Source organism: Oceanobacillus polygoni (genome assembly GCF_008304605.1).
Lineage (GTDB): Bacteria > Bacillota > Bacilli > Bacillales > Amphibacillaceae > Oceanobacillus > Oceanobacillus polygoni.
This window is the reverse complement of sequence record NZ_PIJY01000026.1, coordinates 298,852-311,258: the sequence shown is the minus strand read 5'-3', so window position 1 is coordinate 311,258 and position 12,407 is coordinate 298,852. Positions and strand designations below refer to the sequence as shown.

Genomic DNA, 12,407 nt, shown 5'->3' with positions numbered 1-12,407 from the left:
GAAAATGAACCTTAATATACGGCTATTTAATCTAATAGAAGGAGAGCATAAAATGAAAGTAACGAAGGCTATTATTCCAGCTGCAGGACTAGGGACACGTTTCCTTCCAGCAACAAAAGCGCAGCCAAAGGAAATGCTTCCAATTGTGGATAAACCGACGATTCAATATATTGTAGAAGAAGCAGTGGCTTCCGGGATAGAAGATATCATTATTATTTCTGGAAGAGGAAAACGTGCAATAGAAGATCATTTTGATAAGTCTTATGAGCTTGAAGAAACGTTGGCACATAAAGGAGACTTCCATATGCTAGAAGTGGTCAAGTCTATTTCGAATTTAGCCAATATCCATTATATCCGACAAAAAGAACCAAAAGGCTTAGGGCATGCAATTGGATGTGCACACAGCTTTGTAGGGAATGAACCATTTGCTGTTTTGCTTGGAGATGATATTGTGGAATCAGAAGTTCCATGTTTGAAGCAGCTTATCGATGTGTATGATAAACATCAATCCTCGGTAATTGGTGTACACGATGTACCAAGAGAGGATGTATCAAAATATGGTATCGTTAATCCGTTAACAATAGAAGATAACGGTTCTTTTGTTCGAGCGATTGAATCATTAATTGAAAAGCCAAGCCAAGATGAAGCTCCATCCAATTTAGCGATTATGGGAAGGTATATACTTTCACCGGAAATTTTTGATATTCTTGCAAAACAAGAACCAGGGAAAAATAACGAAATTCAGTTAACTGACGCATTAAATAAGTTAAACGAAAAGGAACAAGTACTTGCATATAACTTTACTGGTGAACGTTATGATATTGGTGGGAAATTAGGATTCGTGCAGGCGACTATTGATTTTGCCTTAAACCGACCAGACTTACATAACGAAATTAAGGCATATATGGAACAGAAGTTGAAAAGTTTAGATCGTTAATAGACCAACAGCCATTAAAGGATCTGCGTTTATCAAACCAGATCCTTTTTGTAATAGACTTTAAAACGTCAATTTCCATTATATTAAAATACCTTTACAATGAAAGGGAAAATGTAACATGAAATCGTACATAAGATACCTTAATTGTAATGATTTCGACAATTTATTTATTGTTGCCGCTATGGTATAATTCGTTCAGTGTATTTTCGGTCTATTCATGAAGTGAGTTGGATGTAACAGTCCGGTAAAAGATATACGTACAGCCAAATTTTATACTTTCTTTACTTTAAAAAGGATGACGATTTCGTGGAGAAGAAACGTGTTTTATTTTTTATTTACCAAATGGGTGGCGGTGGAGCTGCTCGAACATTATTGAACATATTAAATAATATCGATAGATCGAAATTCATGCCGTTACTCGTTACGTTAGATTACGATGGAAGCTATGAAAAATATTTAGATCAAGATGTGAAATTTATTAAATTAAAAACGAAACGATTAAGGTCAGCGATTTTCCCATTAGCAAAAGTAATTCGGGAAGAAAAAGCGGATATTGTATTTAGTACGATACCGAATTATAATACAATCGCTATTCTAGGAAATCTTCTTTCTTTTACTGGAGCGAAAAACATCGTGCGAGAAGCAGCTTTCTTGGGAGGCAGTCCTGCTGCTGATTTTAAATTAAGATTATACGGGCTTTTATACAAATTTTCCAGTCGTGTAATAGCACTTTCCAATGGTGTGAAAGAAAATATTGTGAAACGTTATAAGGTAAAACGAGAAAAAGTTAATGTTATTTACAACCCGGTTGATATCGAACGCATTCGAACCAATGTGGAAGAGGGAATACTTCCACAGGAACATAAAACCATTTTTGCTGGAAGTGAAAAAGTAATCATCACAGCAGGCAGGCTGGTTCAAGATAAGGATCAACAGACACTGATTAAAGCGTTTGCCGATGTAAGTCATCGCTTGGATGTGAGGCTTGTTATCCTTGGTGAAGGTGAACTGGAGGATGAATTAAAGCATCTAGCTGAAAGGATGAATGTAGCTGATAAAGTGTTCTTCCTTGGATTTCAGCAGAATCCATATGTTTATTTCGCACATGCTGATGTTTTCGTACTGGCTTCCAAGCGAGAAGGGTTTGGTCATGTCCTTTCAGAGGCTCTGGCAACAGAGATACCTGTCGTTTCAACGAAGGCATATCCTGGAGCTGGAGAAGTATTAAATGACGGTGAATACGGGCTAATGTGTGAGGTTGGAAATGCAGAACAATTGGCAGAAAAAATTTATGAAACATTAACCTGGACAGAGGACAGGCGTGAGCAGGTCATCCAAAAAGGGCTGGAGCGTGTGAATACATTCCATGCACAGACGATTGTTAAACAATATGAAGACGTATTTATGAAAACACTAAATAAAACGTATTAAAAGTTGAACAGGAGTTGAAGGAGTATGCATACTCCAAAACGTGTTGTTCAGTTAACAACTGTACATCACCCATACGATCCAAGAATCTATCATAAAGAATGTAAGTCATTGCAAAAAGCAGGTTTTGATGTGACGCTAATCGCTCAGTCAGGCGATCAGGATTCAAATACAGATAAACCGATCAAACATATACCATTAAAAAAATATAAAAGCAGATTAAAAAGAATGACAGTTGGGGCATTCGCAGCGTATAAGGAAGCAAAAAAATTAAACGCAGATGTCTATCATTTTCATGATCCAGAGCTTTTACCAATAGCGTGGCTATTAAAGAATAAAAGCAATGTCGTAATTTATGATATTCACGAAGATTATATTACAAGTATTCTGCAAAAAGATTATATATCGATGCCAATAAGAAAATTGTTTGCGGCAACGTATAGATTAATGGAACGTTTTTTTGCTCGTAACTTTGAATTATGTCTTGCGGAAAAATATTATCAGGATATTTACCCAACGGGGACGTGTATTTTAAATTACCCGACAGTTAATGAAAAGTTCTTGAACAGCAAACGTGAATCCCCCGCAGAGAATAAAGTCTTGTATACTGGAAATGTGTCCGTTGTACGAGGTGCAATGTTTCACGCTCGTATACCGGTAATTGATGAGCAGATCGAGATGCATTTTGTAGGTAAATGCCCGAGTGACTTGGCAGAAAAAATGTACGAAGCAGCTGGAGATAAGAAAGCAAACTTAAAAATAGAAGGAATCGATCAGTTTATTGAAAAAGAAGTAATCGAGGATCGCTACCTTCAAACAAATTGGTTAGCAGGAGTAGCTCTTTTTCCGCCAACGGAGCATTATATGAAAAAAGAGCTGACTAAGTTTTTTGAGTATATGAATGCAGGACTGCCGATAATTTGCTCAAACTTTCCTGTATGGGAAAAATTTATGGAAACCTATCAGTGTGGAATAGCTGTTGACCCATATGATGATGTGGCAATACAAAAGGCAATTTCTTATCTGAAAAATAACCCAGAAGAAGCAAAGCGTATGGGTGAGAATGGAAAAAAAGCTGTTGTGGAGGAACTAAACTGGTATACGGAAGAGAAAAAATTAATCTCCTGGTACCATGAATTGCTTCAAGTAGAAAATAAAAGTATGCGGGAAGAAGGAATCGGTGATTAAATGAAACAAAATCCACTTATATCGGTAATTACCCCTGCGTATAATGCGGAGCGGTTTATTGGAGATACGATTGATTCCGTTTTGGATCAAACGTACGCTAATTGGGAAATGGTGATTGTGGATGATCGTTCCACTGATAATACAACGTCGATTGTGGAAGAATATAGAAAGCGTGATAATCGCATCAAGCTAATTGTGCTTGAGGAGAATAGCGGTTCAGCTGTAGCACGCAATACAGCAATGGAGAATGCTAAAGGACGCTATATCGCATTTTTAGACAGTGATGATCGTTGGCTGCCAGAAAAATTGGACAAACAATTACGATTTATGCAAGAGAAGGACATCGCTTTTTCCTTCACAACGTATGTTCGAATCCTGGAGGATGGGACGAAAACGAATGCTATAAGTACCACCCCGGAATCCGTGAATTACGATGATTTAATGAAACGATGTGTGATTGGCTGTTTAACCGTTATGCTTGATCGAGATAAAGTTGGTCATTTGAAAATGGTCAATATTAGAACAAGGCAGGATTATGTTTATTGGTTAACGATTACGAAAAAGGGCTTCCTTGCTTACGGACTTCCCGAAATATTGGCCGAATATCGCCTTGTTGGCAATTCGATCTCAAGTAACAAGTGGAAAGCTGCAAAACGAAACTGGTATGTTTTCAGGAAAATTGAAAAGCAAAGCTTGCCGAAAAGTATTTGGTACTTTGCGCATTATGTAGTGAGGTCTATTATGGATCTTATCAGATGGAGAACGAAGCGATGACCTTTCATTCCGTTCGCTTCACGTTTAAATATTAGGCGGTGTCATAAATAATGAAAAATTATATGCAAGAAATGCTGAAAAGAAAAGATTTATTATTTTACTTAGTCAAGTCGGGGTTAAAAGCAGAGCATCGGAATAGTTACTTAGGGTATTTTTGGTGGCTGCTGGATCCATTACTGAATGTATTGGTGTACTACTTCTTGGTAGTAGTCGTACTAAATCGAAGCCATGATGATTTTTCTTATCCACTATTCTTAGTTATCGGATTAGTCGCTTGGCGTTGGATTAGTACAAGCATCAATTCATCATCAAAGTCCATCTTAAGATACAGCTCGATTATTAATCAAGTGTCCTTGCCAAAAGCGCTATTTCCATTATCGTTTACATTAACCCAATTATTTAACTTTGCATTTGGCTTAATTATAATAGCGTTATTCCTAGCAATTTATGGTGTTGTACCGACATGGCATGTGGCTTACCTGCCATTGCTTATTTTTATCCAATTAACGGTACATATGGCGTTGGGACTAGTTCTCGGGTTTATTACGATTTTTGTTCGAGATATTGAAAATCTAATGACATATATTACACGTGTTTTCTTCTATGCTTCCCCGATTATCTGGGAAGGTGGACGTTTAATACGAAGTGGCAAAATACCTGACTGGCTCGTACCATTGATTGAATACAATCCTGTAGCAATTATTGTTACAGCCTACCGAGATATTTTGATGTTCCACGAAACACCCAACTTGATTGGACTCGGTATTCTATTCTTGATCGCAATTATGATAGGAACGTTCATGCTCTATTATTACAGTAAAAACGAACATAAAATTATTAAGGCATTATAATACTGCCATATTTATAATAAATGAGGGGTAAACATGCAGGATCAAATGAAACATAATACGCACGAATCACAAGAAAATGTTATCGTTGCTAAAGATATAGGTGTTTCCTTTAATGACCGTGGCTATCAGGATGATATAAAATCACGTGTTTTTGGCATGTTCGCTAAAAAAGAGAAAAAGAAGAAAGAAAAAGTTTGGCCATTGAAGGATATTGATTTTACAGGTCACCAAGGGGAAATCCTTGGCATCATCGGTTCCAATGGAGCTGGTAAGACGACGTTAAGTAAAATCATTGCAGGAATTTTGCAACAAGATAAAGGGACAATGCAAGTTGACGGTAAGGTGACTGCATTGTTCTCATTTGGAATGGGCTTCAATAAAGAACTGACTGGAAGAGAGAATGTTTATTTAAATGGCATGATGCTCGGAGTTAGTAAATCATTGATTAATTATTATATTGATGATATCCATGAATTCTCAGATATCGGAGATTTTATTGACCAGCCAATGAAATATTATTCCAGTGGGATGAAAGCAAGATTAGGGTTCAGTGTTGCTGCTCATTTGGAGCCAGAGGTGCTTATCCTTGACGAAGCGTTGAATACAGGGGATGCACGCTTTAGTAAAAAAGCAGCTCTAAAAATGAAAGAGCTTGTTAAACAAGCGAAGATGGTAATTATTGTTACCCATAGTCTCAGATACGCGCAGCGAAATTGTGATCGATTAATGTGGATCAATCAAGGCGTGGTAAAGGAAATTGGTGATCCGAAAGAGATTATTGCTCATTATAAAGCAACGGTCCCTATGCCCCCAAAGCGTAAGCGAAGCCTGGAGTTAAACAAAACGCAAAGCTCGATTAAAGATAAAGCAATTGTTCGAGCAACGAATGTAGGGGTTTCCTATGAACTGAATACAGGTACATTCTGGGCGTTAAAGGATGTTAGTTTTGAAATTAAAGAAGGCGAAGTAGTAGGGATTATCGGGCATAATGGTGCTGGAAAAAGTACACTTTGTAAAGTGTTAACGAATATCCTGAAGCCAGACCAAGGTGATATTCAGCTGGAAGGAGAAACGTCCTCTCTTTTAGGATATGGTACAGGATTTAATGCGCAATTATCTGGAAGAGATAATATCTTCCTGAATGCGATGCTTCTCGGGATACCCAAAAAAAGAGTTCAAGCGAAATACGATGAGATTGTAGAATTTTCAGGCCTGAAAAAATCCATTGATAAACCAGTGAAACAATATTCATCTGGTATGAAATCAAGGCTTGGCTTTAGCATTGCCGCTATATTGAAGCCTGATATATTTATTATTGATGAAGCACTCTCAACTGGTGACATGGCATTTCAGCAAAAAGCGAGTGAACGAATCCAAGACATGATGTCTCATGCAAAAGCAGTTATTATCGTTTCGCACAGTATGAACTTTGTGGAAAAAGTATGCACAAGAGGTATTTGGATGGAGCGTGGACAGGTTCGCTTTGATGGAACGGCGGAAGAGGCCGTTGCTGCATATCGAGAATCACTTGGAATAAGTAAATCTGGAAATGCGAATAAAAAAGTTGTAAAACAAATAAGAAAACCAGTAAATAAACAGGAATCTCCAAAGAAACCTGTAGAAAATAAAGAATAATGGTACCGTTTGGTGGTGACATGAAGTGATTCGTGTAATGAAAAAGGTAGTCTTAGCTCCTGTTGACTGGGTTGTATATACCGTTTTAAATGAAAGGCAGAGAAAGGCTCTGACTGACATTTTTACAGAAGAACAGAAGCAGCAAATAAAACGAATACTGTCTGGGAGAAAACAGGCCCAGAGACAAAAGCTTAAACAAATTAAATATCATCTGTACAATCTAGGATTTACAGAAAAGGCGCTTGAAGCATTAGAAGATTATTATACCAACATGAAAGATCCACAGCTAAAACGCCTGGCTGCTTGGGAGCTAACGTTGTGGCACGCCAATCAATATACAAAAGAAGGTGCTGGAAAAGCTCTAGAATATATTGAAGCAGTAAAAAATGGCGAGAAGGATGCGGACCAATTACGGCGAATTGCTATTGTTCAAGCTGAATGCTATGAAACGTGTCATGAAGTAGAAAAAGGCAAAGAAGTTATTCATGGCATGCTTCCCACTCAGAAGCATGCCGACCTTTATCTTGCAGCAGCTAATTTAGAAGGCGCTCTTGATAAACGGATGGAATGGGTAAACAAGGTGATGGAGTTATATGGCTTACAACCGATCGGATTTACACAAACGGTTCGCTCTCCAGTATACGATGACTTGCAAACCATAGCTATGGACCGGAAAATAGAGGATGGACCAAAAGTATCTGTCATTCTTCCTGCATTTAAGGCGGAGGAAGGAATAAGGGTTGCCATTGAATCGATTCTTTCACAAACATGGCAAAATATTGAGCTTCTCGCAGTTGATGACTGCAGTCCGGATAATACAGCAAAAGTTATCGCTGAATATGCAGAAAAGGATTCGCGCGTTAAAGCTCTTTCAACCCCAGTAAACAGTGGACCATATGTTGCTCGAAATATTGCGTTAGAGCATGCAACTGGAGATTTTGTCACTATTAATGATGCGGATGATTGGTCACATGCTGAAAAAATAGAAATACAGGTTAAACATTTGATTGAGCATGAGCATATTATTGCAAATACATCCGAGCATTCAAGGTTAACGGAAGAAGAGCTGAAGCTATATCGTCGGGGTACGCCAGGAAAATATATCTTCCCAAATATGTCCTCTATTATGTTTAGACGCAAGCCAGTTCTTGAAAAGGTTGGCTACTGGGATAGTGTACGATTTGCTGCAGATGGTGAATTTAAGAGAAGACTGATTAAAGTATTCGGAAAAAATAGCTATGTTGATTTGAAAACAGGTCCCCTATCATTACCAAGACAGTCCGTTACATCGCTTACTGGAAGCTCTGCATTTGGTTATAATGGCTTTTTCATGGGCGTAAGAAAAGAATACGTAGAAGCTTTAGAGTATCATCATAACACAGCAGAGACACTACGTTATCCTTTCCCAATGACAACTAGAGTTTTTCAAGTTCCGGAGCCAATGTGGCCGAAACGAGAGGAAAAAGCAGAAGGCAAACGTTTCTTCGATGTGGTAATCGCGACTGATTTTCGAACAATTGATGAGGAACAAATCAGCTATATTAAGGAATTTTATGCGAGAAAAGATGGACGAATTGGTCTCGTGCAAATCAATCAATACAATGCAGGTTCATCTAAAACAATAAAAGAATCTATTCGCAATATGCTCGATGGTGATAGATTGCAAATGCTCGTATATGGTGAACAGATCCAAACAGATCAGCTGATTGTTTGGAATCCGGTTGTTTTAGAAGCGTATCAACGATACATACCTGCTGTTCTTGCAAAGTCAGTAACTGTTATTGTGAACGAATTACCAAGCGATGAAGGGTATCCTATTACTCATTGTTTAAAACACTTACAGGAATACTTTGACCATTCAGGAACGTGGTATCCCGCAACACTTGAAATTAAGAATGCCTTGATGGAACATCATACAGAAGCGTTGCATGAAGTCAACTTCAGTGAACGTGTATGGGAGAAGAGCTGGGTATATGATGAAAAAACAAACTGAAATGAATAAGCCTGAAGAAGAAAATACTGCATTAACTGATCAATTGGCTGAATTAGAAGCAGAGCTGGAAAAGAAATCAGCCGAGAAGAAGGCGAACCAGCAACGTTTGATGGAATATAAGCACGAATTTATGCAGGCACAGCACTTGATAAAGAATCTGGCGAAGTATAAGCGCGAAGGGAAATCCATTATAAGATCGATACCAGCTTATGTATTAGGCAGAAGGAATATCAAGCAAGTCTATAGCAAAGCCTATAAAAGAAAACATGCTGAAAATCAGCTTAAAAAATACAAAAAATATTTATATGATCTAGGGTTTATTGAAAAAGCATTATCCGATTTACAGCAGTTGTTCGTAACTACGAGTGATTATTATTTAAGAAAGGCAATCGCTTGGGAGCTAGCTTTATGGTACGCGAATAAACTTACGGAAGATAGTGCAGACATGGTTCTTAAATATATGGCTATTTCAATGGATAAAGAGAAAAACCAAGAAACACTCAGAAAAGCGGCGATACTAAAGGCTGAGAGCTACGAACTTCTAGGTGAACAAGAAAAGGGAATGCGATTCATTACAAATCTGCTCGTTTCAGATAAACATGCAGATTTGTATGTAGCTGCAGCGAATTTAGAAAGAACGATTGAAGGTAGAGTGGATTGGATTAATAAGTGCTTGCGTCTTTACCAATTACAGGAGATTACATTGTCACCTGACGATACCATGGATGCTTATTATAGATTAAGAACCAACCCGATTCAAAAGAAGCATGCAACGGGTGATGGACCGAAAGTGTCGATCATCATTCCTGCGTATAATTCTGAATCGGGAATTCGTGTAGCGATTGAATCCATGTTAGCTCAGACGTGGGACAACCTTGAAATATTGGTTGTAGATGATTGCAGTACAGATGATACAGCAAATGTGATTGCTGAATATGCCGAAATGGACGCAAGAGTAAAACAGCTCACTACACCAAAGAACAGCGGGCCATATATTGCTCGTAACATAGCTTTACAGCAGGCAACAGGCGAATTTGTCACTATTAATGATGCAGATGATTGGTCACATCCAGAGAAGATTGAAAGACAAGTAAACCACTTAATGGAGCAGAAAGATATAATTGCAAACACCTCTGAGCATGCTCGACTGACAGAAGAACTTAAGCCATATCGAAGAGGTATGCCAGGAAGATATATTTTCTCAAACATGTCATCGATTATGTTTAGGAGAAAGCCCGTGCTTGAAAAGGTTGGTTATTGGGATAGAGTTCGATTTGCAGCAGACAGTGAATTTAAAAATCGTTTAATTGCTGTCTTCGGTAAAGAATCAGTAGTAGATTTAAAAACCGGACCATTATCCTTTCCAATGCAATCATCTGGTTCACTCACTGCAAGCTCTGCTTTTGGATACAATGGATTTTTAATGGGAACCCGCAAGGAATATGCAGAGGCATATCGGTTGTACCATAAACAAACAGACACTTTTTATATGCCATTCGAACCTGAATCAAGGCTGTATCCCGTACCGGAGCCGATGTGGCCAGAGAGGGAGGAAAAACAACTCGGAAAGCGACATTTCGATATCGTCTTCATCTCGGACTTCCGGTCAAATCCAGATCAATATATCGTTCTACAAGTAAAGGCGTTACAAGAAATGGGAATGCGAACCGGACTTATTCAAATGGGCCAATATGATTTGAAAATGGCAAAGGCAATTGAGCCATCCATAAGAAAGCTGATCGATGGTAATCAGGTGCAGATGCTTGTCTATGGTGAATCAATTTCTTGTGATGTATTAATTGTAAACAACCCTGCTATATTTGAGGAAAAGCAAGTGTATGTACCGAAAATTCATCCAAAAGTTGTTCGAGTTATTGTTAACCAACCACCGTTAGGGAGTACAAGGACTAAAAATTACGATCTTCGTAAGTGTTCGAGACATATCGCTGAATATGTTCACACTAAATCGAAATGGTATCCAATTAACGAGAAAGTTCGCGATAACTTGTTGGAAAATCATCGTAAAGAATTAAAATCAATTCCATTATCCACTGAAAACTGGATGAGTGAAAAAACATGGAATCAAGTGTCATTTGCATCCTTTATAGAAAATTGGTTGGTGGATGAGAATCCATTTAAACTGGAATAAGGCAAAGGTGATGATTGGATGAACGAAGAAAATGATAATCAAATCGATGTGCAAAAAAGCCTAGCTTCAATCGAACGTGAACGTGACAATGAGGAATTAATCAAACGATTGATTAAAACAGAAGCGGCGATTAAAAAGGCAGAAGCTGATATTAAAAATAGCGAAAAACAGATACAGCATATAGAGAAAAGCAAGACATGGAAGCAAACTGCTTCCATTCGCAAAGTATTGCATACAAATCAAGAACCGCAAATAGCAAATCTGGAAAAAGAGATTGCATCTATTCACCATGAGTTATCCGGCGCTAAGGAAATGATCAATTCGCTTAAAATAGCAACTGCGAAACTGGATTATAATCATTTATGGAGAATGGCAAAGGAAAAGAAGGACGAAGGAACTTTAATTGAGTTAATGGAAGATGTCATTGAGCAAAAGCAAACGTATGATGAAAATTACAATCATCTATTAAAAGCAGCTGCTCGTTTATTTATGAATGAGAAGAAGGCATACAAGCAGCTCGTTTATCCTAAACTCCTATCCGGGCTAAAAGTAGAAGATATTCCAGAGTTCATGATCAGGTCGGGTCTTTCAGAGGAAGAGATCTCATTAAAACCTGCTTCCTCTTACCGTGCAAGCCTAAATATGCGCATGCGGGAGCATCAGCTAATCGGAACTTTACCAGAAATGCTGCTAGATGATAAAAAGCTTGCATACCGTTTTATGAATCGATTAAACATAAGAACACCAGAAGTTTCTGATAGATCGTATACCTTAGAAGAAATCCCAGAAAAGAATGGGATAGCAATCAAACCCATTGATGGAGCAGGCGCTCGTGGTGTATATCTCGTTTATACGAATAATGATATAATAGATATAAAACAATCCAAGACCATTGCTAATTGGCAAGTATTAAGGAAGAATATGGAGAGAGATATAGAATCCGGCCGAGTTAGTCGTAATGAATGGTTCACCGAAGAATTAATATTGGAAGACAGAGATAATAAAGTACCTGCGCGTGATATTAAGTTTTATTGTTTTTACGGAAAAGTAGCACTTATTTTAGAAATTGTTCGCTACCCGGAAATAAAGTATTGCTGGTGGACAGCATCAGGTGAACGGATTGGAACTGGAAAATATGATGAAAGCTTATTCAAAGGTAAAGGTGTAACAAATGCTGAGGTTGAGATTGCTAAAGCGATTAGTGCTGAAATACCCTCTCCTTTTATAAGAATCGATTTTCTAAGGTCTGATGAAGGCTTGGTGTTTGGAGAGTTCACACCAAAACCGGGTAACTATGATGAGTTTGATAATCCGACAGATAAATGGCTAGGAGATTACTTTATTGAAGCACAAGGTCGATTAACAAATGATTTGATAAATGGCAAGGAATTTATTCATTATACGAATTTAGAAGCTGATGTTCATACAAGGGATTGAAATGGTGAATTGTAG

General features: G+C 38.0%; 9 protein-coding genes. All 9 read left to right on the top strand.

Annotated features, from left to right (window positions below):
- Window positions 1–52: 52 nt before the first annotated feature.
- Complete coding sequence (galU, locus tag F1560_RS13260; RefSeq protein WP_149475106.1) at window positions 53–937, top strand: UTP--glucose-1-phosphate uridylyltransferase GalU; 885 nt, start codon at window positions 53–55, stop codon at window positions 935–937.
- A gap of 306 nt (window positions 938–1,243) precedes the next feature.
- Complete coding sequence (locus F1560_RS13255) at window positions 1,244–2,368, top strand: glycosyltransferase (protein WP_149475105.1); 1,125 nt, start codon at window positions 1,244–1,246, stop codon at window positions 2,366–2,368.
- A 24-nt stretch (window positions 2,369–2,392) separates the two neighbouring features.
- Window positions 2,393–3,553 carry a glycosyltransferase gene (locus F1560_RS13250; RefSeq protein ID WP_149475104.1) on the top strand — a complete coding sequence of 387 codons (1,161 nt, stop codon included), beginning with the start codon at window positions 2,393–2,395 and terminating at the stop codon, window positions 3,551–3,553.
- Entirely contained in the window at window positions 3,554–4,327 is a 774-nt protein-coding gene (locus tag F1560_RS13245) for a glycosyltransferase family 2 protein (RefSeq protein ID WP_149475103.1), read from the top strand.
- Between the two features lie 50 nt (window positions 4,328–4,377).
- Window positions 4,378–5,178: an ABC transporter permease gene (locus tag F1560_RS13240; RefSeq protein ID WP_149475102.1), complete on the top strand. Its 801-nt coding sequence runs from the start codon at window positions 4,378–4,380 to the stop codon at window positions 5,176–5,178.
- Between the two features lie 33 nt (window positions 5,179–5,211).
- A complete protein-coding gene (locus F1560_RS13235) occupies window positions 5,212–6,813 on the top strand; it encodes an ABC transporter ATP-binding protein (RefSeq protein ID WP_149475101.1) in 1,602 nt (533 codons plus the stop codon).
- A 37-nt stretch (window positions 6,814–6,850) separates the two neighbouring features.
- The gene (locus F1560_RS13230) at window positions 6,851–8,806 is read left to right on the top strand and encodes a glycosyltransferase family 2 protein (protein WP_245347573.1); all 1,956 of its coding nucleotides are present in this window, start codon (window positions 6,851–6,853) and stop codon (window positions 8,804–8,806) included.
- Window positions 8,790–10,955, top strand: coding sequence for a glycosyltransferase family 2 protein (locus tag F1560_RS13225; RefSeq protein ID WP_246811938.1), 2,166 nt, complete (start codon window positions 8,790–8,792; stop codon window positions 10,953–10,955). Before F1560_RS13230 ends, F1560_RS13225 begins: the two co-directional genes overlap by 17 nt.
- A gap of 18 nt (window positions 10,956–10,973) precedes the next feature.
- Window positions 10,974–12,392 carry an ATP-grasp fold amidoligase family protein gene (locus F1560_RS13220; protein WP_149475099.1) on the top strand — a complete coding sequence of 473 codons (1,419 nt, stop codon included), beginning with the start codon at window positions 10,974–10,976 and terminating at the stop codon, window positions 12,390–12,392.
- Window positions 12,393–12,407 lie beyond the last annotated feature (15 nt).